We start from the raw sequence: 23,553 nt of genomic DNA on the forward strand, positions 1-23,553 counted from the left end.
AACAGGCTGAGAGTCGAACTTGCAACTCGCAAGTTCAGTGTTGGGAGAGCAAGATGCTCGGTGCGACCGGCAGGTATCTCGACTTCACAGACCGCGTTCCGCTGGCAAAGACAGCTGAGCTGTCAGAAGCGTCGTTAGCGGTGGATCTCGAGGCAAAGCAGCTTTGCACTGGGCTGACTGAAGAAGAACTCACTTGGAGACCTCGGCCGGGAAAATGGTCCGTCGTCGAAAATCTCTCGCATCTCCGTGCAACTACCGAGGTCTTTTTACCCGTCGTAGATTGTGCCCTGGAGGCAAGCAGGACTATGGGGCTGCGTAGTGAGGGACCATTCGCACTGAGCCCCTTAGGTCGCCTCATCGTCTGGCGAATGGATGCGCGGCCCGTGATCAAAATGCGAGCTCCAAAGCCACTACAGCCACGATTGCTAAGTTCCGCTGGATCAGAGTTGGACCACTTTCTGAGCTCGCAGGCCGCCCTTAGAGAGCGCATCGAGGAAGCGAACGGCTTAGACCTGACCGCTTGGCGATTCACCTCTCCGGTCGCGAGCTACTTTCGCGTGAACCTGCTGGAGTTCTTCTCTGCATTCAATGCACACTCTCGGCGGCATATCTGCCAGGCTAGCAACGTCCGAAGGGCCCTGCTTACAGATGCGCGGCGTCCCTAGGCCTAACGCCTCTTAATTAGATATCGGGTGTACTTTACAGCGTATTACCATGCGTAATGAGGGTTAACTCAACCTTAGAAATTGATAAGAACGCTTGTGCAAGACAAGAAGGATAATTTCGACGTAACTGTTATCGGTGGCGGCCTCGCTGGCATGTCGGCTTCGATCCATTTAGCGAATGCCGGCTTGAGGGTTCTCTGCATCGAGGCCGATCCCCTCGACAAGGACCCTGTCGGCGAGTCGTTGGATTGGTCAGCCCCCGATCTGCTGAAAGCTCTCGGACTGCCAACGGAGTATTTGCTCGATCAAGGCATCGCCACTTATAAGCGGCACGTCATTTTGAAACTCAGGAACGGTTTGGAGCGGCACTATGTTCCTGGCGAGTGGTTAGGAAAACCACCCTATAACGTGAATCTGCGCACCTTGCATGTTGATCGCAGCGAGCTGAACCAGGCTCTTCGTGAGATCTTCATCGGCAAGGGCATTACTCTGATCAACGACAGGGTGGCGCATGTGGAGACCACCGGCAGAGTAATTAAAGCAGTGGTCACCGCTCAAGGTGAGCGCATCACCTCGAAGTGGTTTATCGACGCATCGGGCTCCAGCGCTGGTTTATTCCCCCGAACATTTAACTTGCCCGTGTATGAGTACGGCCCGCATAAGGTGGCAATGTGGGATTACTTCACAGTCCCAGAGTCTATTGAAGGAACCACACTTCACGCCGATGGTGCTGGGCCCCCATATATGGAATGGGTCTGGCAGATACCAATTCACCCAACTATCATCAGTGTCGGCTACGTCACTACAGGGGAGGCGGTGAAAGAGAAACGGCAACAGGGACTGAGCGTAGGAGAGATCTTTGCGGCGCAACTGCAACGATTCCCCGACCTGCAGGGTTTCCTGCACGAAACGGGCAAAGATCAGCCTCGAACAACATCCTTTCGCTGCCGTGTCTTCGCCAAGGTTGCTGGCCCCAACTGGCTGGTTGCGGGCGAGGCTGCGGCCATGGTCGATCCGATGACCTCTAATGGAGTGACGGCTGCTTTGAGGCACGGAGCTGAGGCATCAAGCCTGATCATCCAGAATCGAAACAGGGAGAGACTTCCGCGTCTGGCTGCGGCAATGTACAGCCAGCGGGTCTTGAGCCTTGCAAGATTCTTCAATAGCGGCATTGAGAATGTGCTCTACGATTGGCCGATCAGGAACCGCATCGGCGCCTTCAACGCCGGGGACCTCTACACTATTCCTGCCTGGAGCATGAACGTTGTCTACTCTCGATTGCGGCCGCAGGGATTGATAAAGACGACCCTGCTTCGCCTGTTGCTGGCAACGCTAAGGTATTCCCTCGACGCCTTTCACTGGTTTTGCAAACGGACTCAGTCACCTCCGGCGGCGGCGACCGCGCCATAGAGCGCCTTTCACGGCAATCACTTGATCGTTTTCTGTTCTGCTCTTACTTTTAGGCGACTGGCGTCCGCTTTAGAGAAATACAAGCCGTCTCCCCCGAACAGCCACCATAACCCCATAGGCTCTCTCCATCTTAGGTATTACTCAGACATCCTTCCCAGGGATGTGGTGGCTTCCGTTCGCATCCCTCATAATGCCGTGTGACAGCTACAAACCTGCACATTCTTCCAACTTGCACTTCTCAATGAATTACTTCGAGGCCATCCAGTGACTAGCGTGTACCATTCCTTCACTCAGAATTCCGTGCGGAATAATCTTCGCGGCGCCCTTTCCCTCGCCTACTCTCTTACGCGTCGGAGTCTTCCATTACTCCTGTTCGCGACAGTAGCTATCTCTTCATCGCTCGGCCAACAGTTCGCAACGCTCAAGGTCAATGTCGTCGATCCATCAGGTAGCTTCGTCGCGCAGGCGAAGGTCGCGGCTGTCAAAACTGATACTGGAGTTGTTCGCGACGGAGTTTCCGACAAAGCGGGCAACGTTGTCATTCCGGGCCTTTCAGCCGGACAGTACACGTTGACCGTGAATGCTCCTTCTTTTGCTCCTTTCGAAGTGCCGTTGGTGTTGACATTGGGGCAGATCGCTGATGTGCGGGTGCCTTTGCGCATTGTTGGAGCGACCGAGCAGGTGGAGGTCACGGAATCGACCCAAGGAATCGATCGGGAGCGGACTGTGGGAAGCCAGGTCATCAATCCGAGGCAGATATCGAATCTTCCAATTTCCGACCGCGATTTTGTAGACTTTGTATTACTCACGCCTACCGCTACCGTCGGACGCAACACGAGCACGGGAGCCCAATCGGCATTTCAAGAATCGGTGCTCCAAGTTAGCTTCGGAGGATTGCGAGAGACCCACAGCGTCCTTTATGGATTAGATGGGGTCGATTACACAACCACCGTCTCCGGAGTCCAGCGGGTAAGCCCGTCGCTCGATTGGGTGCAGGAGTTCCGAGTGGTCAATGGCCCGGATGCCGCAAGCGGCACACTCAATCTGGGTGCAGTGGTAAACACGATTACCAAATCAGGCACCAACGATTTGCATGGTTCGCTCTACGACTACGCTCGCAACAGCGCGATGGATGCCAACAATTTGCTTTCCGCGCCGGGCTTCAACACGCTGCGCTTCAACCAGTTTGGAGCGACTCTCGGCGGTCCTTTGCGCAGGGACAAAGCGTTCTTCTTTCTCGGCTATGAAGGACAGCGCCGCGCGGAATCGCCCATCTACTCTCATTTCATTTTGAAGTGCATTGACACTCAAGGCTGCCTGGGGCCCGGCACACCCAGCATCAATCAGATCAAACAGGACCTGGGCCTGTCGCCTGAGAACCTCGGCTCCCTTTTGCTGATCAACGACTATGACAAGACCTTCGGGAAGCTCACCGATGTGATCAATGAACGGAGCACTCTGTCGGTCGGCTACCTCTACACGAACCTGAGAAACGACGGCACGCCCGCGGCCTCTCCAGGGCAGGGGTTGCCTTCGAGTTACCGCCGAAATCCGATTCAGGATCAGACGGCTTATGGAAATTTATTCCATCTCTTCAGCCCTGCATTTACTTCGGAAAGTTCTGTCGCCTTCGGGCGGCGGGTGTTCTTTATGAACCCGGTCGGCGCCGGCTACGAGCCTGCCATCGATGTCGCTGACACGCTCTACAGTGGTGGATTTCTCGGCGGCGTCGATTACTATCGCGAGATTTATTTCCCCGTTACGCAGGCCATGACTTACACACGCGGTGCTCACACCATCAAGTTCGGGGGTGGCTTTGAGCCTATATGGTTCGCGGCACAGACGCCATACTTTACTCCGGGCGTGGGGATCTTTAGTCCACAGAGCTTCTTTGGCGCGGGGCAATTTGCGGGGTTTGGTCCAGGAACGGCGGTGGAGTTCCTCTTCCAGCAGACCCGGGCGGATTTTGGCACTCAAGTTCCGCAACGCAATCTGCCCTTTGAAGGTGGCTTTTACGACGGACCGAATGGACCGGCCCATCAGGCGGCTGACCAGGTAGCGTTTTGGCACAAGCTGGCCGGTTTTTATATTCAAGATCAGTGGAAGGCGCTCCCGACTCTGACGCTCTCTTATGGGCTGCGTTACGACATCGATTTCCTTCCGTCGGCAAACGATCTCCGCATCATCGGCAAGATGAACCCAACCAGCTTCGGAAATGTCCAACCACGTGTGGGACTGGCCTACTCGTTTCGTGAGGGAAAAGGGGTAGTACGCTCAAGCTTCGGTTTGTATAACGGTTCGCTCGAATACAGCAGCCTGGTCAATGGATGGCATGGCGCAGCGCCGTTCACGACTATGAACCAACCGCTGATTCCGCAATTCGCCGATCCAGCGAACGATCTCGTTGGCTTTGGACCAGCAGGCATGGTTGGGACCGCCGGCCCGGTACTTGCGGGCGCGGCTTTTTCCAACTTCACCCATACCGGCACGTATCCAGTTCCTTCGATTTTGAAACAGTTTCCCCTCGGATTTACGCAGCGCAAGTTCCCCTTCAGTTTGTCAGAGCTTGGGACGTTGGAGATCGAAAATCAGCTGGGCGGCGGCTGGATTCTGACGCTGGGATACCGATACGTACATGCTTCACGGCTGTTGAGCTCCAACACAATAAATGGCGTTCCTGATGGTTTCCTCCCAGATGGCGTACAGAAGTTCCTGCCTGCCGATTCCAACTTTGGATTTGTTTTGTATGCAACTCCCTCTGGATGGTCGATCTATAACGCTGGCATTGTCAGCCTGCGCAAGGATTTTGCTAAAAACTATAGCGTGATGGCCAACTACGTATATGGCAAGTCCGTCGATGTGGCTACGGAAAACCAGCTGCAGGACGAACCGCAGGACTACCTCAACCCTGCGCTCGATCGGGCTGTGAGTGACAACGACGTCCGTCACCGGCTGGCATTGACGATTATGGCGCAATCACCAAACAACTGGGCTGCACCGTTTCGAAATTTCCAATTTTCGATACTCAATACCCTGCAAAGTCCTCAGTACTACAGCATCCTCGCAGGCTCCGACATCAATGGCGATGGTTTCCCGTTTAACGATCGCGTAGGGGGCATAGGTCGTAACAGCTATCGTGGGGACGCATACTACGATACCGATATCCGCCTGCAAAAGCTGTTGAGCGTAGGCGAACGAGTCAAAGTGAATCTCAGCGCTGAGGTACTCAATCTGGTGAATCGCGTGAATGTGACGGATGTAGACCAGGTCTATGGCTCCGGAACGTTCCTCGGTCCGGTCCCGAAAGTCTATGGTGATGGCATCGGCAGCCCGGCCAATCCGACGTTCGGCAGTCCAACCTATGCGGCAGCAGCGCGACAGATTCAACTATCTCTAAAGTTCCAGTTCTAAGGAGAGACATCGACATGCCGAACGCCCAAGCAAGCGAGCAGTCCATGCCCGAACAACAGGTCTCTGCGCGTGCCCGGCCGAATCCACGACGCCCGAAACGAGGCACGTATAGACCTCAGCAGGAAACGCTCTCCCTGTTGAAAGTTTCGGGCAATTCCATCAACGGCCTTGGGGAAACAGCCGAGCGCCAGGCATCGCCCTTTTTCTGGCATCCTCCAACCCAGCATCCGTACGAGGAGTTGCAGAATCTGGCTCGTCGCAACTCGCGCAAGTGTCCGGGCTCAGCCGAGATCTTCATGGCGGCTTACACTCATCCGGAACTGATCTCCGTTGGTAAAACGCGAAGCGTGGCTACAGCCTCGGAGTTCACTGCCGATGCGACTGCTTTCGCGCTCATGCATGAGGCCGACGCGGTTGGGATCGCTCCGATGAATTCGCGATATGTCTTCGAGGGATACACAATCGAGGAACCCTGGGTGATTATCCTCGCGCTCGGTCCCGACTATGAAAAGTTAAAGGAGGTTCCCTCGGACGAAACTAATGGGATCGGCGTCTGTGCGATCGGTGAGCAGTATGCCCGCGGCACCAGGTCGTCCTACGCCCTTGCGAATTGGATCCGATCTCAGGGATACACCGCAAATGCCTATCCAGGGCCGTCAGCGAGCGCCCTGCTGCTCATTCCGCCTGCCATTGATTCAGGCCTCGGAGAGCTCGGCAAACATGGATCGCTGATCAGCCGGCAGTTCGGAGCCGGTCTGCGCCTGGCCGGCGTCACCACCGAGATGCCACTGATTCCAACCGCACCCGATCGGTTCGGGGCGGATGAGTTTTGCACCACCTGTCAGCTTTGCACTCGAGCATGCCCTCCGGGAGCGATTGCTGAACAAAAGCAAATGGTGCGCGGCGTAGAACGATGGTATGTGGATTTCGACAAATGCATCCCGTACTTCGCCGAAGCCGCCTCCTGCGGCATCTGCATCGCCGAATGCCCCTGGACGAGGCCCGATGCACGACCGAAGCTGCTTGCGACGATGGCACAACGCATGGACTGGGCGCCCCAAATTCCGACGCCCGAGCCGAAGAAGGCCGACGTTCCTTCATCTCCACACCCAGAGGTCCAATCAGGCCGCCGGTAAAGGCAGTCAGGCCCCGCATACTCGGATGGATACGTCTGGCAACTAACCTTGCGTTCATCCGCACATTTAGTGATACTTCCCGCCGAGCGCTGAAAGACGTAAGAGCGGTAGGGAAGCTCTGGCGGTCTCTGAAGCGTGCCTATGGGGAAGAGGGTTCTATTGCCCGATGCGGGGAGTAGTCCTGGGATCGCTGAGGGACCTGGATGTTGATTCGCTTGCGCGGTGCTGCAATCCTCTGGGATGAGAGCGGTCTGCCCAAAATGCCGGAGTGGATCTCGCCATGCCGATAGTCTGGATCTGCCCAGGCTGGCCGATCTTTCCAACGCACGATGATGCAGCATGCCAATGCGGTATATTTGATATCTTACGGATTGAAGTTAAAGAAGGAAAACAGGAGAAGTACCTCATGGCACTGAAGTCCGTTTTGATTGATGAGCTGCGGGATATGTATAGTGCTGAGAATCAGTTGGTGAAGGCCTTGCCTAAACTTGCGAAGGGCTCCAAAAACCCTAAGCTAAAGTCAATATTTACGGCCCATCTTGCCGAGACCAAGGGACAGATCGAGCGCTTGAAAAGGGTTTTTACGGAGCTAGGCGAGAAGCCAACGGGCCAGCACTGCAACGGTATGGAGGGGGTAATTGAAGAGGGCAAGGAAGCTCTGGAAAAGGACGAAGAGGGATCCTCCTTCGAGGCCGGCCTGATCGGCGCTGCCCTACGCACGGAACACTACGAAATAGCCGGCTATGAAGCCTGTATTTCTATGGCAACAGCATTGGCACTCCCTAAGATCGTAAAGCTTCTTAATTCCAACCTCAAGGAAGAGCTCGCGGCGGCGAAAAAGATCACCGCAGCTGGCGTCCCGATCCTGAAACTAAGTGCGAAGGAGCCAGAGGCGCCCAAGACACCGAAGACAGGCAAAGAGAAGTATTCAGCCAAAAAGAGTGAAGAGGACGAGGCGAAGGCGGCTCCCGAACTTAGCCCTTCCACTGCGACGAGTTAGTCTAAAGGCGAGATCGTAGGTATCTTCAGACGCAGCAAAGTCCGCAGTCATTTCACTTCGGCATGGGACAGGTCACCGATCTGAAGCTCTGCCACGAACTAGGGATACGCGCTGTGTGGATCGACAGAGTGCGAGAAGCCCTCAATCCTGAGTGGACACGCACCGGTTTTGCCGGACCTCCTGGCCGACTGTCCGACCTCTTCCGCACCGACATCTTCTTGGCACGCTGACTCAAAAACCAGACCATTCTGGCCAACCAAGGAAGCATGTGACAAGCGGACAAGGTAACCGGCGATACTGCCCGTCGGACGCTATGAGCATGTTGAGAAGTCGGCAGACTGTTTAATCTCGACGTGGTGAGCGAAGTCGCAGGCAAACCAGTTCAACCGCCAATCGCGCGGTGGAGAGCAGCGTCTCGCGATCCGCACCGCGGTTCGCGGATGCAGACAATCCTTGCCATACGCATTGAATCAATTTGGTCAGAGCGGGAGCGCTCGCTCCAGATCTGATTTGTCCTTCCCGGTGCGCTTTCCGGAAGCGGGCAAGAAGCATCTGCTCATCTAAGTCTTGCAGCTCTTTGATGTAGACCTGGGTGTCGAGAGTTTCCGCGCTGTTCGTCATCACGGCACTCGAAATAATGCAGCCGGGGTGGTTTTCGCTTGGCTGGGTAAATTCGTGGACGGAGCGGATGAGAAGCGATTCAACGACGTCCCGGATGTCCTTTTGCGCTACGGACTCCTGGTAGATCGAGTGGTAACGCTCGGCATAGGTGCGCACCGCCAACTCAAAGAGTCCAGCCTTGCTTCCAAAAGCCGCGTACAAACTCGATGTCGATAATCCAAGTGCGGCAGTGAGAGCACGCGTCGACGTTCCGGAATACCCATGACGCCAGAAGAGACGTGCTGCGTTGAGGATCGCTGTTTCGCGGGTAAATGTTCGCGGCCGTCCACGGGGCTGTGCCTCGACGTTTGTTTTTTGCATCAATTGCTCCATAATAGCTTTATAGAGCAAACGCTCCTTAATGCGTAAGCACCTGAGGGAGAGGATGAAGCAATTTGTACAGAAACGTTTGGAGGTAAGCGGGGAGAGCTGGATCACAGTCGACGTTTACGGAGATGCAAACTCCCCCGGTCTCATCATCGTCCCGGGTTCACTGAGCGATGCGCATGAATGGCGCAATGTAGCAAGCGCTATCGCGGCATGGCCGTCCGTAGTTGTGGTGAATCGGCGGGGACGTTCTCCCTCGGGCCCGCAGACAGACACGTATTCGTTGGAGACTGAAGTCGAGGATCTAAAAGTTGTTCTTGATAATTTCAGAGGAACAACTGCATTCTTCGGGTGGAGCTACGGAGGTCTGATCGTGCTGTTAGCCGCCAATGAGCTTTCTATGCGGCAGGTTATCGCATATGAACCCGTGATGAAACCATTCGGCGAACTCGCGTTGCCTGCGCTAGAGACTGCGGCTGCAACGGCAAATTGGAGTCGTAGCGTTGAGATAGCGCTTCGGCAGGTCGCCTGTGTTTCGGCCGAGGACGTTGATTACCTACGCTCCGATCCGCAAATATGGAACCAATTGTGCCGGCTGAGTACGCCGAGCTATGCTGAACTCTCAGCGATAAATACTGGGCCGCAACCTGACGAGTTTGCTCGATTGGCAGATCGCGTGGATCTGATCATCGGGCAAAACAATCGCGACAAATCACCCTATGGAGCTGCGTTCGAGAATGTTCGAGCCAAGCTTAAAAAATCTGCAGTCTACGAGATGGAAGGCCAAGGCCACCTGGCTCATATCCAAGCTCCGGGAGACCTTGGTGTTCTGATCAACACTCTAGCTGGAGACACTAGTTCTCAGAAGTCTTAGGGCAAATCGGTATCGCACTGGCATGGCGGCACGCACGTACGGAGGGACGGTTTGCTGGCGCCAAAGCTTGCCTTCTGCGCGAACGGTGGGTCAAGTGTTTCGTTCCTATTCACGTGGATTCGTGAATAGACCTTTAACGTCAGCGCCACGTAGCCGTGGATCGCGAGGAGTGCCGATGTACTCTCCCAGGAAGTCGAGTAAAACCTGAAGCTTTGGAATAAGGCGTGATTGACCTGAGAAAAGCGCACAGAGTGTGACCGGTTCAAGACTCCAGCGCGGCAGCACGGGGATGAGATTGTTGCCTGTCTCTGGCCACCTGCCCATGTAGAGCGGCAACAGTGCGATGCCGTGATGCCTCAATGTGAGATCCAGCAGCACTGTTGGATCATTCAGAATAACCGGAGATTGTATGTTTGGAGTCACCGTCGTGTCGCCGCGACTTAGCTGCCATGGTCCAGAACCGATGCATGTATGTGCCGTCAACTCCTCAGGTCGAGAGGGCATCCCAAACGTCTCGATGTACCGAGCGCTCGCGAAAAGCCCGCGTCTCGTGCTGGGATAGTTCCGCATGCGCCGTATGGAATCTCGCGGTGCCCTTACTTTGAAAACCACATCAATTTCTTCCCGGAATTCCTGATCGGCCGAGGGAGTGTATGACTCAATTTGCAATCGCAAATGCGGGTACCGTTCTTGCAACTCCGTGAGTAAGGGCGCGAAGATCAGATGAGTCATCGTAACAGGGCATGCAACTTTAATCAGTCCGCTCGGACGCTCTCGCTGAATTGCAAGCATCTCGCCGCCTTCATCGAGGGTACGGAGCGCTCGCCTGCAGACCTGCAGATATTCCTTGCCGGAATCTGTCAGAGCATGGCCTCTCGAACTTCGCCGTACCAGCAAGGCGCCAAGATCCTTCTCCAGTCGCGTAACAGATCGGCTGACCGTTGAAGTCGGCAGCTTCAATTTCCCGGCTGCGGAGCTCAGGGTGCTTTCCTGACCCACCACCGTGAAGATACGGATGTCGTTGAGGTCAACTGGGTCCATCCTTTGATTTTACGACGCACCGTTTGACTTGTTACGTCCCGTGCCTACGACACTCGTTGTTCACCATTTTTGCATATGCGCAAATCCGTTTTGCGAAGGGGTGTGGTTGCAGACTCTCTCCAGCAAGCATCTTTAACGAGGTGGCGGATTCGGCACGACCGTCGAAGGTCGCAAACCATTAATAAAACAAACGGACGGAGGCTTGGTGTGAAGATTCTAGTGACAGGTGGAACCGGAAATGTAGGCGGCAAGGTCGTATCGGAGTTAGTGAAGCGGGGTGCCGATGTCCGCGTGCTCGCTCGCAAGCAGCCGGAGGAGAACGCGGAGACCGGCGTGGAGATTGTCACAGGTGACATGCTGGATCCAGTGTCTGTAGAGCAGGCACTGCGCGGCGTCGATAAACTTTTTCTGCTGAATGCGGTTGTTGCGGATGAACTGACGCAGGCGCTCATCGCGTACGGCATCGCCAAGCGTCTTGGATTGAAGCATGTGACCTACCTTTCTGTCTTCAAAGTCGATCAGTTCCGCGACGTACCGCACTTCGCATCCAAGCTCGCGGTTGAAGGCGCTTTGCGTGAGTTCGGGGTACCATTCACCATCCTGCGTCCCGGGTACTACATACAGAACGATTTGGGGCTGAAGGACGCCCTGACGAAAGCGGGAGTCTATCCCATGCCTCTGGGCACGGCTGGGATCGCAGCGGCGGATATGAGAGATATAGCGGAAGCGGCGGCAATTTCATTGACGGAAGACGGCCATGAAGGGCAGACCTACGATATCGTGTCGCCCACACTGATCAGCGGTCCTGGGAACGCAGCTTTATGGAGCGACCTGCTCGGCAAAGAGATCAAGTACGCGGGACACGATTTCGATCAGTGGGAGCAGGGCATGCGCGCACGGATGCCCGGTTGGAGCGCCTACGATCTCCGCATGATGCTCCAGGGATATTTCGAACGCGGCTTCGCCTCGACCGAAACGGAAGTTGCGCGTCTCACAAGACTACTTGGACATAAGCCGCGCAGCTACGAGGAGTTTGCGACCGAAACGGCTGAGTTGTGGAAACTTTGACTTCGGGACTGCAGAGGGCCATGGAGAGTCAAACTGATTTGGAGTGAAGGATGACGACTTACCACAAGGAACACCTTCTCGACCGTGCCGCAATGGTTCTGTTGCGCACGACATTGGCAGTTCAGCCAAAGTTGGAATTCGTTCCAGAAGCTCGTCCCGACTTTGATGGCTTAATGGAGAAAACACCCGTGGCGGAGGGCGTGACGTATGAAGCAGCCGAAATCGGTGGGGTAGCGGGATGGTGGTGTAAGCCGCAAGACTCATTACCCGGATCAGTGATTGTTTACTTCCACGGAGGCGCTTATGTCCTTGGATCTGCGACGGCGTATCGCAATTTTGTCGGGCAGATGGCGGCTAGCGCGGGAGTGGCAACCTTCATAGTTGACTACCGTCTCGCTCCTGAACACCTGTTTCCTGCTGCCGTGGACGACGCCAAGGCCGTCTATCTTGGCCTGGCAGCCTCGGGATTTTCTCGGCTGGTGATCGCGGGAGATTCCGGCGGGGGCGGTCTGGCTCTTGCGCTGCTTCTGCTCACGACAGCGGCCGTCCAGACAGATAACTTGCCAAAGCCATTGGCTGCGGTGGTAATCTCGCCGTGGACCGACCTTGCGCTCACAGGTGACAGCCTGGCAGCCCGCGCAGGAGCAGACCCTTTGCTTACGCGTGAAGCGCTTGATGGAGCTGCGCAGCTCTACGTGGGTGATCGGGATCGCCGCGATCCGAAAGCGTCTCCGCTGTACGGGAATATGAGCGGTCTACCGCCCGTCCTGTTCCACGTTGGTGAAGACGAAATCCTGCTGGACGATTCCCGACGGTTCGCGAGCCGGATTGAGGCCGTCGGAGGAGTCGCCGAACTGCACATTTGGGAAGGGATGACGCACGTCTTTGCTTCCAACATTGCGCTTCAGAGCTCCAAAGTTGCCCTGGACAATATCGGCGAATTTCTGCGAAGAACTTTCAATAACGCCTATGCCCATCGCCCTGAGCATCATCATCCGACCGAGGGTGCGAGTGATTCTTTGGGTGAGGCGTAGCGATGAAAGACGGAAGAGTTGTCGTAGTCACGGGTGCGGGCGGAGGCATCGGCCGCAAGATCGTGGATCGCTTTCTTGCAAACGGGGATCGAGTGATATGTCTTGACCGCGCGAGGTCCTCGTTGGAAGAATTGTCCGCGAGCCGCAATGCTGGACATCTGCTTTCGACCTCTTGCGTGATTTAACCGACGGGTCTGCTGTCGCCGCCTTCGCGAAGCACATCAGCGAAACGTACGGTGATGTTGACGTGCTTGTGAACTGCGCGGGGTTCTACCCCGTTGTGCTTTCGAGCAGATGACGCAGGAGCGGTGGTTGGAGGTGATCGGGATCAACCTGACGGGCACATTCCGAGTGACGCACACTTTACTACCGCTGATGAAGCGCCGGGGCTGGGGACGGATTGTGGATATAGGGTCGGCTTCGGTGGCCGAAGGGGTCGTCGGACAAACGCACTACGTTTCGGCAAAAGTTGGGATTGTAGGGTTCACGCGCTCCCTGGCAATGGAAGTAGGGGGCTACGGGATCACCGTCAACATTGTCGCTCCCGGCCTGACGTTGACCGAGCCCGTACTCAAGAACATGCCGGAGAAGTTGATCAAAGCGCAAGACGAACTACGCGCAATCAAGAGGGATGAACAGCCCCAGGATCTAGCTGGCACCGTGTTTCTCTTGTGTTCGCCGGATGCAGATTTCGTTTCCGGTCAGATGCTCGTCGTCGATGGCGGAAAGATTAAGCACTAACTGTATTACGAATTTGGAGGAAATGAACAATGCAAACCAACAAGACACTCAGAGTACTCGCGGTCGCAGCGGCAGGTCCGTCTGCAAGCCTCGTGATTCCAGAGTTGCTCAAGCGAAATGTTTCCGTGCGCGCCTTCGTCCACAAACCGGAGGATGAACCTACCGTGCAAAAGCTCGGCCTCACCGACATCGTAGTGGGTGAGCTCTCCGACGCTCCGGCGGTCGCCAAAGCATTGGAAGGCATCGACGCCGTCTTCTACATCGCACCGGCTGCTCTTGAGAATGAGGCTGAAGTCGGCAAGCAATTTGTCGCGGCGGCGAAGCAGGCTGGCGTGCGCCGCGTCGTCTTTTCGTCCGTGATTCACCCAGTCCTTAGCGAACTCGTGAACCACGCCGACAAGGCACCTGTGGAAGAAGCGTTGCTCGATTCCGGGATGGAGTATGTCTTCCTGCATCCCGCGATGTTCTTCCAGAACATCGGTCCTGCGTGGGCAAAGGTGAAGGAAACTGGCGTGTACGGCGAACCATGGTCCACTGAGACCCGGTTTTCCCGTGTCGACTACCGCGATGTTGCCGAAGTTGCGGCGATCGCGTTGACCGAAGAGCGGCTGCTGCATGGCACATTCGAGCTCTGCGCTGAAGACAACCTGAATCGGCATGATCTCGCTGCCTTGATGAGCCAGGTTGTTGGCAAGCAGATAAAGCCGATCAAGGTCGAGATTCCTGCGCAGGCCAACATGCCTCCGAAGCTCACGCGCATGTTCGCCTGGTACGACAAGCATGCTCTACTCGGCAACAGCACAACACTTCGAGCGATCCTTGGGCGCGAACCGCGGACGCTGCGAGCATTTTTCGAGGAACTCAACAGCAATTAGGAGACCGGAATGGCACAAACGGCCACGCCTGACATAGCAACGTTCCTCAGTGAAACTGGAATCGTTAATGGTGTTCGCCTCCACTATTGGCTTGGCGGCAATCCTCATAGCAGGCCCGTGATGCTGTGGGATGGATTTCTTAGCACCGGATGAAGCTCAGACGAACCACCCGGGATCTATGGCTACGACGCGAGTTCACTTGCGGAAGAATTCCGAGCCATGGTCAAGCAGATCGGATTCGGAGATAGGCAGAAGCTGGTTGCGCATGTACTCGTCCCACGTAAATATAACCTTCTGGCGCTCGAGAATCACAACTTCCCACTGGTCCTGCGGAGGAGCGCTGCCCCCTGTCTTGCGGGCATGGCCGCCCACAATCGAGGTCCTCGTGTACTTCCAGCCCTATACAAGGACTCCGAGCTTACGTTGGGTTCTTGAGCATCCCGAAGATCCGCGGGTATATCGGCTCAATCCATGTTACCTTGCGATGGCCGGACTCGGGTGACAGCGCGGGAAGGATCAGTTTCTCGCCGCGTCTGATTTACAAGCACTTAAGGATGGGCTGAATCCCCGGCTGTACCCTCACATACTCGCTGGAGCCCCCACAAAAGTCCCCACAGTTTTCAGGCTGCCAGGTTCGGAGCCCACGACGGAGTTGGTGGCAATCCTTGATGATTGAAGAAAGCGTGAACGCGCATGTTTTACATAAGCAAGAAGCAAAGCAGTATTGTCATACCGACATCGGCCGACCGGTCCTCTTCGCTGACGCTGACCGAACGATCTCGATCAAATCTACAACTTTCGTGGTAAAGACAGTTTTGCGGTTGTCGAATATAAGTGTGGTCAGGCGCTAGCCCTTATACCTCGCAGGGAACACCAATTGTAGTACGCTAAGTTGCTCTTGAGGTTCATCAGATCATCGGCAGCGTGACGGATCTCGCTGCCAGGTCTCACGCGATCACTGCACCAACGATTCACCTCACTCCGCTCCTCAACACGGTCGGCATAGTTTGGTCGTTGGGATAGGGCCATGAAAATGACCTGCCAATCCTCCCCACCCTTAACCCTAACCCACACGAAAGCAACCAGCAGCCGTTTCCGAAAGATGACGGCACTCCCTCATCCCAAGAGGAGCAACCATGAAGAGCTTTCTGCCCGTCGCACTTTCCTTATTGGCCATGAGCCCAATGGTCGTCAATGCACAGGAACTTAACTCCTCGGTCGCAGCCGCGAACCAGAACCTCGCGCCCTCGAAGCTTGTCTCTCCAATGAAAGTCGCCTCGCCTGCAATCGCAGCTGCTTACGGCAAGCTGCCCCTGAGCTTTGAAGCCAACCAGGGCCAGAGCGATCCGCAGGTGAAGTTCCTGTCCCGCGGACAAGGCTATTCACTTTTCCTGACCGACAACGCGGCGGTGCTGGCGCTAAGCAAGGACCTAACTTCGCAGCCGAAGACCGCTGTGATCGCCGGCAAGGCTGCGCTTCGAAAACCCGCCATGGTCAAGACGGATGTCGTCCGCATGGAGCTTGCTGGCGCGGCGCGCGGCATGCAGGTGAGCGGGGGCGACCCTCTGCCCGGCAAAGCCAACTACTTCCTCGGTAAAGACTCGTCGAAGTGGCACACCGATGTACCGACTTATACCAAGGTCAAGTACAGCAATGTCTATCCCGGAATTGACCTGGTCTATTACGGTAACCAACGGCAGTTAGAGTATGACTTCATCGTCGCGCCCCATGCCGACCCGAAGCGGGCGCGGCTGCACTTCGCCGGAGCCAGCAAGCTCAAGCTCAACAGCGGCGGCGACCTGGAGATCATCGCTAAGGACGGCGAGATCGCCTTCCACAAGCCGGTCGTTTACCAGATTAGGGATGGGCAGCACCAGCAAATTGAAGGCAGCTTCCAGCTGCTCGCGGACAATATTGTGGGATTCCGCTTAGGTGACTATGACCGCAGCCGCGAGTTAGTAGTCGATCCGGTATTGGCCTATTCGACTTATCTCGGTGGAACTGGCAATCCCTTTATGTCATATGATTCCGTCGCGGGCATAGGCTTGGACGCGGCTGGCAATGTGTACATAGCAGGTTATACAGTCTCCACTGACTTCCCGGCGGCCAACGGCCCTGCTCCTAACCCGGGCCATTACTCAACGAGTCCTCGTGGCTATGTGACTGAGTTCGACCCGACACTCTCCACATTGGTCTACTCCACTTACTTTGGTAGCGACCAGACCCACCCAGGTGGAGGACAAACACTCCCAGCGGCGCTCTTCGTGGACGGCAGCGGCGCCGTCTATCTTACCGGCGAGACCTATAGCTCCCACTTTCCTGTCACGCGAGGACCTTTCGGGGTTATCGAGACTTCGGAAAATGCGTTTGTCAGCAAGCTCGCGGCGGGCGGGTCCACGCTGGTGTATTCCTTCCTTATCGCAAGCTCTATTCCAGGTGGAGGGGCTATTACGGTGGACCGCCACGGTAGCGCGTATATAACCGGGATCTACGGCGGCCCGTTCTCGACGGCCGGCCCCTACCCGACGACCCCCGGTGCTTATCTGACGTCAATTCCAGCCGCAGATAATAACGTAGGCTATGCCTTTGTCACCAAGATAAATCCGGAGGGAACGGGCTTCGACTACTCGACTTATCTTGGAGGACCGCAGAAGTCTCAGATGACCTATGCTGGGTCGACCGCTGGGCTTGCCATCGCCGTCAACGATGCCGGTGAAGCCTACGTGGCCGGGAGAACGAGTTTCGTGAGTTTCCCGACCACTCCGGGCGCTTTCCAGTCCGTCAATAAAAATATTCTGACTTCCGATGGTTCAAATGGGTTTATTACCAAGCTGAACGCCGCCGGCAGCGGGCTCATCTATTCCACTTACCTGGGAGGAACCTCCTCCGGGAGCGGATTCTTAGAGCCCGGCGACGAAATCACCACCATCGCGCTAGACCACGAGGGCAACGCTTATGTCGCCGGTCAAGCGACCTCGCATGATTTTCCAGTGACACCTGGTGCACTTCAGACGGTCAACACGTCACAAGAGCTCTACACCGGCTTCATCAGCAAGATGAATCCAACCGGGACTGCTCTGGTTTACTCCACCTATTTAGGAGGAACTGCCACCCAACTCACTGGCATGGTCACAGGCACGACCATTGCTGCCCTAGCCATCGACGACTCGAAACATGTATTCGTGACCGGAGCAACCGGGTCCACGAACTTCCCCGTGACCCCGGGTGCCTTTCAGACGACGACCAACGTGCTGCCGGGCTCTTATCAAGCGACTAACGCCTTCCTCTCCGAACTGAGTGAAACCGGGTCGTCCCTGCTTTACTCTACTTATCTCGGCGGCCACCCTCCCCCACAGGACTACCCGGCGGGTGATGCTGCGACCGGCATCGCCCTCGACGGTAGCGGACATGCTTTTATCGTGGGCCTGGCATCTTCCGTGGACTTCCCCGTCACCTCGAAGGCGTATCAGCAAGAGAATAATGCCGGAAAAACTCTTCACTATGCCGGCCAGATCAACGATTTTGTAACCAGGTTCGATCTCGGGCGCCTTCCGTCTGCGTCTGCGACTGATACCCTGCTCTCGGCTGACAACGCCCTTCAACTCGAAGGCCTGCCGATAACCTTCACTGCCCGAGTTGTTGCTCCTGACGGGTACAGTATTCCGGCCGGAACGGTAGATTTCATGGTCGATGGGAAGACCGTGAAGAGCGTTCCGCTAGGACTTGGCGGCTACGCGGTTTACTATGCAACTGGGCTGAGCGTAGCCAGGCACAGCGTCGTTGCAAGCTATCAGGGAAGTGGGGTCAATGATCCGTCGGACAGCGGTGTCACCACAGTGAGTGTCTCTGGAGTTGTAGCGACGCCCACGTTCCCTCAGCCTGGTGGCACCTACAACCTCCCGGTGAAAGTAGTCTTAGAAACCGCCTCACCTGGGGCGATCATCCACTTCACGACCAATGGGGCGCTCCCAACAGCAAGCTCGGCAACGTACAGTGGGCCAATCATTGTGTCGACCACATCGACCGTTAAGGCAATGGCCGTGATGAGCGGTAAAACAATGAGCGCAGTGGCCACCGCGACCTATAGCATCGTGCCGTCCGCCGTCCCCACCACAACCGAAATCACTTCCGAGTTCAACCCATCCGCGTTGAACGAGTCGGCGGAGTTTCAAGCCTCCGTGACCGCATCCTCCGGGGCGACCCCGACTGGTACGGTGGTCTTCAAGAATGGCAATCAATTGCTGGGGACTGCCCCGCTGGTCAAGGGGGTGGCTAAATTCACCATCTCCAATCTGACCTTATACGGCCACGCCATCGCGGCGCTCTATACCGGTAGCGCCACCAATGTCGAAAGCGGAGCAAGCCTCACCCAGGTAGTTGTTCCGTGACCCGCTTCCTTCCACGAGATCCGGCAACCTGCCGAGCGGTTGCCGGATTTGCTTGGCTTCCGCGAGTGATCCAACCAAGATGGTGGCGTCTGTTGAAGCATAGCTATAAGGTCTCCTGCCCATTCTTCCGACCCCCCAACCTTCACTGACACAACCAGGAGCCGTTTCCGAGAGTAGTTACGGCACTGCCCCATCCCCGAGCTGCCCGTCGCATTTTCCTTGTTGGCCATGAGTCCAATGGTCGTCAATGCCCAGGAACTTAACCCCATCGTCGCAGCCTCAAACCTTGCGTCCTCAAGGCTTGTCTCTCCAACGAAAGCTGCGGCGCCGTCCGGCAGCGCGACGATTTCACTGTCGGCCTTCTCAGTCTTCAGGATCATCGTGTGGAATGCATTTCCGAAAACGAGTCGCGGTGCTTCATCGGTGGGTGTTCAAGAAACCATTTGAACTGGGCGGCACTTTTGCAAGTAGCGCTGGGTCTCGCCTTAGACCACTCGCAAGTAAGGTCGACGGTCGAGACGACCGATCTTCTAAAAGGCCTGGAGGATTGAACTGGATGGAAAGGGTGTAGCGGGGGAGCGTGGCATGAGGCATTCCTCTTTGGGCGAAGACCTCGTTCCAGCCGCAGCCCCCCGCTGGGCCTTGTCATTCCGACTTTGCTCCGACTGTAGAGTCTCGGTCCGAGACAACGATGGTGATGGGCTTAGTCGTTTCTGGGTTGAAGTCTGAATTGCCCGAAAGCGTCCTGTAACAACATTCCTTCCCGCCGGCAGCCTCACGCGTACACTCGCGCCCGCGTTGATCTCGGGCTGCAAGGGCAACATGTTAATCGCGGGAGTGATCGCTTGTGGCGGCCCACCATCGACGGCGGTGAAAAACTGCACCGTACCGGTCGGGTTGTTGTACCCGAACTGGCCGTAGCTATAGCCCTCAACCACCATGTTCAGGCTCGTTTGTTGCCCAGTCACTACATGAGAAGCAGTGCTCGTGAGACTCACCGGGGTAGTCAGTCGGGCAACCGTCGTCGTGACGACAGGGCTTGTCGACGCGGCGTAGTGAGTGTCCCCCTGGTATTGCGCATAGACTTTAGCAGTGCCGGCGTTTGGCTGCTCCATGATCACATTGCCTATTCCGTTGATTAGCGTGGCGCTGCCGTCAAAATTGCCGTTGCCGGTAATCGTGACTTGCCCGGTCGGGACGGGGCCGCCCTTCTTAACCGGAGTTACCGTGACGATGTAACTAAAGGACTGACCGTAGGTCACCGAGGTCGGTGTCTGCACGATTGAAGTGACCGTAGCCGCTCCAGTTACTGGCACAATCACGAAGCTCGATGCATTCGCCACCGCTGGATTGGTCCCGGAGACGGCCGCAAAGTTAACGTCGCCGCTGTAGCCGACGGTAATGGAGTGTGTGCCCTGGGTAGTTAGCCGGGCGGTATAGGTTACGGTTGCATAGCCAAGACCGTTGTTGGGTATCGCGATGGGAGCGCCCAACGGCTTGTCGTTATCGTAGAACTGAAAGGTTCCGGTCGGAATCGCGCTGCCGTAACCCGGAGGAATATCCGCGATCAGGAAGACCGGCTGTCCAGCGGGAACGTCATAGGCGCTAATGCCCACGTAAGTGGAGATCTGTTGTTTTTGGAAGGTCACCTGCTGCGATGCCGACGTGCCTGAATCAAAGCTATCGTCCCCGAGATACTGCACCGATACCGAGCTGGCGCCGGCCGGGAAGGTGTATGCCGTTCCGCTCCCGGTTGCAATGTAGGCGGTGCCGCTGGAATTCAATGGCGCGCTTAAAACCACCTTGTTCCCATTGAGAATGTTGACCCTGCCGGTAGCGAGTCCATGTCCGGATTTTCCTTCGACTTTAACGCTCACATAGAACGGAAATGCGTACTGCGCCGTTCCTGTATAGGGTACGATCTGGTTCGTGCGCGGATCCAATACGTCGAAATGAACAGCTATTGTGCTCTTCTCCGGAGCGATGGTCAGCCTGACCGGCTTCGAAACACTGCTGGCATAACTTCCATCACCGCCGTATCGCGCGGCAAGCGTATAGGTTCCTCCCGGCAAGCTGGTCACAGCTCCGGAATAGCTACCCGAAGCGTCTAGCGCGAAATGGCCGGCATCGCCGAACTTATCTGTGATGAGCGCCACATCGCCGATTGGTGTCGGACCACTTTTGCTCTTCGAGGTGACACTGACCTTGATGGGCAGCGGTTGACCGTGGACCAGTTCGCTAACACTCGTGGCGAGGGTCGTGGCTGACGCGCTGAAAGAGAGCTTGTCCCAGTTGGCCACCAGGTTCGCCGCGTTGACCGTTCCCAGTCCGGTCGCCATGTCGTAACCCTTGCCGGCGCTCCATTCCGCCGTCGAGGTCCCATATCCAGGCAGTCCCGGAACACTATTGTTCCCCATGGTGATGTCGTTGAAGATGCATGCAGTCGACGTGGTTGGATTGGTCAACGTCGAAGAGTCGCAAGACGATAGCTTATCCTCCGCGGCCAACTTATAAAAGACATAGTCAGCCTGCCCCTGGAAGGCTCCGTTCTTTTGCTCCACCAGCGCCATGATTCCCGCCATCGAGGGCGCCGATGCGGAGGTGCCACCGACGCTTGCCCACTGTGCGAGCACCGTCTGGCCGTTGAGCGATTCGGTTGCGCAACTGGCGGCGACGCAGAGCAGATATCCGTCGTCGTAGGGAGACGCATTCAAGGTAAGGTCAGGAGTGTCGCGAACTCCGTCGCGGGGAACCCCAATCGCCGTTTGCCACTTAGGTTTGTGGTATCCACCTAGGCAGGTCTCGTTGCCTTGACTATCGATTGAGGCGTGGCTACAGTTACTCGGCCCTCCGCCGCCGCCTTCGAGGTTGTAGCTGGTCTGACCATTGGCGCAGTTGGTTCCGGTAGCGGGCAGGTTCGGATCGCAGCTGCCATCCCAGGCTTGTTCGGGAATGTAACCCAGTGCCGACTTGGACAGGGCGCTATTGTTCAGCGACCAGTATGCTGCATAGTTGCCTGCCTCGTTGAATTGGGTGCCTCCAACCGCGACATTGAATGGAGTTGACGACAGACCATTGATCGATGGCCCCAGGAGCGCCGGCCCTTGCGGTTCCATGTTCGCCGCCTGCAGGTCGCCATCGCATTGGGCTGCGCCAAAATCCCCGGTCGATACAAAGACGGTGATGCCTTCGGCCGCGGCCTGCTGCCAAAGTTCGTAGTAGAACGCGTTCCCCGCAGGCCCTATATTTGCCTCGCACTCCCCATAGCTCACGCTCACGATCGGCGCCAGGGCATGATCGACAATGTAGGCGTTCGAAAGATCGATGCCATCGGTCGTGTCGGTGCTCGCGCTCTCGACTAGATTAATTGTGGCTCTCGGTGCTGCGGCGCCCGCCCACTCTATGTCCAGGGAAGACTCGACCTGGTCTCTTCCATTATTCGGGAATCCCGGATCAGTGCCGTTCACAATGATGTTAGGGTCGTTTTGAGGCAAGCCAAAGATCTGCCGGAATGCCTGCACATCCGCCAGAGAGATATCGCTGCGTCCCGCGATCGCGATCGAAACTCCCTTGCCGTCAATGCCGCTTTTCAGCAGCGGCAGTTCGTTGTAAATGGTATGGAAGTCGGCCGGAGCCAAGTCATAAAACCAGTCGCCGTTGCCGTTCGTGCTGGTGAAATTGCCACCCACAGGAACCGGACTGCCTTCCGCGTTCCGCTTCACCAAAACCGGCTTCGTATTAGCCGGTTGTTTCCGGAAATCGTTCAATGAAAGCACTCCGGCTACAACTGGACTAAGCGCCTCGGGGATCGAAACGTCGGTTGAGTTCGAAATATGCGTTTCTCCATTCAACGCGAAGCGGTGGATCGATGTCGCGAATGCGCCGTTTATCTGCTGAACGGTCCCGGAGAACTCTATCCACTGCCGCCCTCTGCTCACCCCGGTCGGATTCAATCCCTGCGATTGCAACCACCCTTGCACCTTGGCGATGTCCTCGTCGGAGGGCCCGAATTGCGCCGCGAATTGCTCCGGTGTCAGCCATTGGTGGTAAGCGGGGGAGTTCCGCGCGTGCAGGCTTTCGACCAGGTTGTTCATCGACGTTTGTTGGTCCGGACTTGGCGTCAATACGAGGATCATGCGATTGAGAGAACGACCGCCTTCGACCGCGCCTAAGTCACGGGCGGACTTGACCGCTGCCGGCGTGGTTCCCGCCAAAGGCATACGCACAGCGGCGTTAATCTCATGAGTAATCCGAGACAAAGGAATGAATGAACTCGAACTGCGGCGGATTGCCCAGACAGATCACCTCACCGGCGCAGTAACGCGGCGGGGCTTTACGCTCGAAATGGAAAGAATCCTATCGAGATACAGGCGATGGAGACGTCCGGCTGCCCTGCTCTTGTTAGACATCGATGAATTCAAGCGGGTGAATGACACTTATGGCCATCCGACAGGCGATCTTGTCCTCCAAACCGTCTCTCGAGAGCTCGTGAGCCAACTAAGACACGGTGACATCTTGGGCCGACTAGGAGGCGAAGAGTTCGGGATCCTGCTGCAGAAAACAAGCGTCATACAGTCAGTTGAAACCGCGGAGCGTCTCCGCTTGCACCTCCAGTCAGTTCCGGTTCAACACGATCCGTCCATCCGGATCACCGCGAGCTTTGGGATCGCGCCTCTTGATTCTCAAACGGCGTCCGTACAACATTGGCTGGCAGCGGCTGACCAAGCGATGTATGACGCCAAACAAGCAGGACGGAATCGCAGTCATTGTGCCGGAGTGTAGCTGCGGTGTAAATTCCATTACTGCATGAGTATCTCAACCTTCTTGAAACCACAGTGAGGCATGAACTGGAGACCAGGACGGCTGTACCTTCCTTACTTTCAGATGCAGTAAGAAACTTTGTTTCCTGCCCGACATAATCTA

Annotated in this window: 18 protein-coding genes; 14 read left to right on the forward strand and 4 right to left on the reverse strand. The window is 56.3% G+C overall.

From position 1 onward, the window contains the following. Positions 1 to 53 precede the first annotated feature (53 nt). The 5 genes from ACPOL_RS12120 to ACPOL_RS12140 all read left to right on the forward strand — a co-directional run bounded on the left by ACPOL_RS12120 (position 54) and on the right by ACPOL_RS12140 (position 7,622). Complete coding sequence (locus tag ACPOL_RS12120; RefSeq protein WP_114207296.1) at positions 54 to 665, forward strand: DinB family protein; 612 nt, start codon at positions 54 to 56, stop codon at positions 663 to 665. A 96-nt stretch (positions 666 to 761) separates the two neighbouring features. Next, entirely contained in the window at positions 762 to 2,075 is a 1,314-nt protein-coding gene (locus tag ACPOL_RS12125; protein WP_114207297.1) for an NAD(P)/FAD-dependent oxidoreductase, read from the forward strand. Between the two features lie 264 nt (positions 2,076 to 2,339). Next, positions 2,340 to 5,486 (forward strand): TonB-dependent receptor, encoded by a 3,147-nt coding sequence (locus ACPOL_RS12130; RefSeq protein WP_114207298.1) that lies wholly within the window; start codon positions 2,340 to 2,342, stop codon positions 5,484 to 5,486. A 14-nt stretch (positions 5,487 to 5,500) separates the two neighbouring features. Then, positions 5,501 to 6,622 (forward strand): 4Fe-4S dicluster domain-containing protein, encoded by a 1,122-nt coding sequence (locus tag ACPOL_RS12135; protein WP_236657429.1) that lies wholly within the window; start codon positions 5,501 to 5,503, stop codon positions 6,620 to 6,622. A gap of 280 nt (positions 6,623 to 6,902) precedes the next feature. After that, positions 6,903 to 7,622 carry a YciE/YciF ferroxidase family protein gene (locus tag ACPOL_RS12140; RefSeq protein WP_414633344.1) on the forward strand — a complete coding sequence of 240 codons (720 nt, stop codon included), beginning with the start codon at positions 6,903 to 6,905 and terminating at the stop codon, positions 7,620 to 7,622. 342 nt (positions 7,623 to 7,964) lie between these two features. Here ACPOL_RS12140 and ACPOL_RS12145 read toward each other — a convergent pair whose 3' ends face one another. Further along, on the reverse strand, positions 7,965 to 8,603 hold the full coding sequence (locus ACPOL_RS12145) for a TetR/AcrR family transcriptional regulator (protein ID WP_114210799.1): 639 nt from the start codon (positions 8,601 to 8,603) through the stop codon (positions 7,965 to 7,967). Positions 8,604 to 8,667: 64 nt separating this feature from the next. Between ACPOL_RS12145 and ACPOL_RS12150 the strand changes: the two genes are divergently transcribed. Continuing rightward, entirely contained in the window at positions 8,668 to 9,483 is an 816-nt protein-coding gene (locus tag ACPOL_RS12150; RefSeq protein WP_114207299.1) for an alpha/beta fold hydrolase, read from the forward strand. A gap of 105 nt (positions 9,484 to 9,588) precedes the next feature. Here ACPOL_RS12150 and ACPOL_RS12155 read toward each other — a convergent pair whose 3' ends face one another. Then, positions 9,589 to 10,524, reverse strand: coding sequence for a LysR family transcriptional regulator (locus tag ACPOL_RS12155; RefSeq protein ID WP_114207300.1), 936 nt, complete (start codon positions 10,522 to 10,524; stop codon positions 9,589 to 9,591). A gap of 207 nt (positions 10,525 to 10,731) precedes the next feature. Between ACPOL_RS12155 and ACPOL_RS12160 the strand changes: the two genes are divergently transcribed. The 6 genes from ACPOL_RS12160 to ACPOL_RS33505 all read left to right on the forward strand — a co-directional run bounded on the left by ACPOL_RS12160 (position 10,732) and on the right by ACPOL_RS33505 (position 14,395). Beyond that, positions 10,732 to 11,592, forward strand: a complete 861-nt coding sequence (locus ACPOL_RS12160; protein WP_114207301.1) for an SDR family oxidoreductase — start codon at positions 10,732 to 10,734, stop codon at positions 11,590 to 11,592. A gap of 50 nt (positions 11,593 to 11,642) precedes the next feature. Continuing rightward, complete coding sequence (locus tag ACPOL_RS12165) at positions 11,643 to 12,626, forward strand: alpha/beta hydrolase (protein WP_201759175.1); 984 nt, start codon at positions 11,643 to 11,645, stop codon at positions 12,624 to 12,626. A 2-nt stretch (positions 12,627 to 12,628) separates the two neighbouring features. Beyond that, on the forward strand, positions 12,629 to 12,811 hold the full coding sequence (locus tag ACPOL_RS36160) for an SDR family NAD(P)-dependent oxidoreductase (RefSeq protein WP_114207302.1): 183 nt from the start codon (positions 12,629 to 12,631) through the stop codon (positions 12,809 to 12,811). Positions 12,812 to 12,884: 73 nt separating this feature from the next. Further along, positions 12,885 to 13,367 carry an SDR family oxidoreductase gene (locus ACPOL_RS35480; protein ID WP_414633369.1) on the forward strand — a complete coding sequence of 161 codons (483 nt, stop codon included), beginning with the start codon at positions 12,885 to 12,887 and terminating at the stop codon, positions 13,365 to 13,367. Between the two features lie 29 nt (positions 13,368 to 13,396). Next, the gene (locus ACPOL_RS12180) at positions 13,397 to 14,242 is read left to right on the forward strand and encodes an SDR family oxidoreductase (RefSeq protein ID WP_114207304.1); all 846 of its coding nucleotides are present in this window, start codon (positions 13,397 to 13,399) and stop codon (positions 14,240 to 14,242) included. Positions 14,243 to 14,251: 9 nt separating this feature from the next. Beyond that, positions 14,252 to 14,395 carry a hypothetical protein gene (locus ACPOL_RS33505; RefSeq protein ID WP_161557313.1) on the forward strand — a complete coding sequence of 48 codons (144 nt, stop codon included), beginning with the start codon at positions 14,252 to 14,254 and terminating at the stop codon, positions 14,393 to 14,395. 42 nt (positions 14,396 to 14,437) lie between these two features. On the opposite strand, the gene ACPOL_RS33510 is transcribed toward ACPOL_RS33505, so the two are convergent. Beyond that, positions 14,438 to 14,614, reverse strand: a complete 177-nt coding sequence (locus tag ACPOL_RS33510; protein WP_161557314.1) for a hypothetical protein — start codon at positions 14,612 to 14,614, stop codon at positions 14,438 to 14,440. A gap of 764 nt (positions 14,615 to 15,378) precedes the next feature. Between ACPOL_RS33510 and ACPOL_RS12185 the strand changes: the two genes are divergently transcribed. Next, a complete protein-coding gene (locus ACPOL_RS12185; protein ID WP_114207305.1) occupies positions 15,379 to 18,630 on the forward strand; it encodes a DUF7948 domain-containing protein in 3,252 nt (1,083 codons plus the stop codon). A 530-nt stretch (positions 18,631 to 19,160) separates the two neighbouring features. Here the strand turns inward: ACPOL_RS12185 and ACPOL_RS12195 are convergent. Continuing rightward, positions 19,161 to 22,889: an Ig-like domain repeat protein gene (locus ACPOL_RS12195; RefSeq protein WP_236657430.1), complete on the reverse strand. Its 3,729-nt coding sequence runs from the start codon at positions 22,887 to 22,889 to the stop codon at positions 19,161 to 19,163. A 4-nt stretch (positions 22,890 to 22,893) separates the two neighbouring features. Here ACPOL_RS12195 and ACPOL_RS12200 point away from each other — a divergent pair, with 4 nt between their 5' ends. Further along, positions 22,894 to 23,412, forward strand: a complete 519-nt coding sequence (locus ACPOL_RS12200; RefSeq protein ID WP_114207308.1) for a GGDEF domain-containing protein — start codon at positions 22,894 to 22,896, stop codon at positions 23,410 to 23,412. Positions 23,413 to 23,553 lie beyond the last annotated feature (141 nt).

Origin of the sequence: Acidisarcina polymorpha (assembly GCF_003330725.1) — a bacterium.
GTDB classification, from domain to species: Bacteria; Acidobacteriota; Terriglobia; order Terriglobales; family Acidobacteriaceae; genus Acidisarcina; species Acidisarcina polymorpha.

Bases quoted from the DNA above. Each gene is read 5' to 3' on its own strand.
- ACPOL_RS12185 (WP_114207305.1), top strand. From the start codon at position 15,379: ATGAAGAGCTTTCTGCCCGTCGCACTTTCCTTATTGGCCATGAGCCCA.
- ACPOL_RS12155 (WP_114207300.1), bottom strand. From the start codon at position 10,524: ATGGACCCAGTTGACCTCAACGACATCCGTATCTTCACGGTGGTGGGT.
- ACPOL_RS36160 (WP_114207302.1), top strand. From the start codon at position 12,629: ATGAAAGACGGAAGAGTTGTCGTAGTCACGGGTGCGGGCGGAGGCATC.
- ACPOL_RS12145 (WP_114210799.1), bottom strand. From the start codon at position 8,603: ATGCAAAAAACAAACGTCGAGGCACAGCCCCGTGGACGGCCGCGAACA.
- ACPOL_RS12140 (WP_414633344.1), top strand. From the start codon at position 6,903: ATGCCGATAGTCTGGATCTGCCCAGGCTGGCCGATCTTTCCAACGCAC.
- ACPOL_RS12180 (WP_114207304.1), top strand. From the start codon at position 13,397: ATGCAAACCAACAAGACACTCAGAGTACTCGCGGTCGCAGCGGCAGGT.
- ACPOL_RS12165 (WP_201759175.1), top strand. From the start codon at position 11,643: ATGACGACTTACCACAAGGAACACCTTCTCGACCGTGCCGCAATGGTT.
- ACPOL_RS12120 (WP_114207296.1), top strand. From the start codon at position 54: ATGCTCGGTGCGACCGGCAGGTATCTCGACTTCACAGACCGCGTTCCG.
- ACPOL_RS33505 (WP_161557313.1), top strand. From the start codon at position 14,252: ATGGCACAAACGGCCACGCCTGACATAGCAACGTTCCTCAGTGAAACT.
- ACPOL_RS12200 (WP_114207308.1), top strand. From the start codon at position 22,894: ATGAATGAACTCGAACTGCGGCGGATTGCCCAGACAGATCACCTCACC.
- ACPOL_RS12135 (WP_236657429.1), top strand. From the start codon at position 5,501: ATGCCGAACGCCCAAGCAAGCGAGCAGTCCATGCCCGAACAACAGGTC.
- ACPOL_RS12150 (WP_114207299.1), top strand. From the start codon at position 8,668: ATGAAGCAATTTGTACAGAAACGTTTGGAGGTAAGCGGGGAGAGCTGG.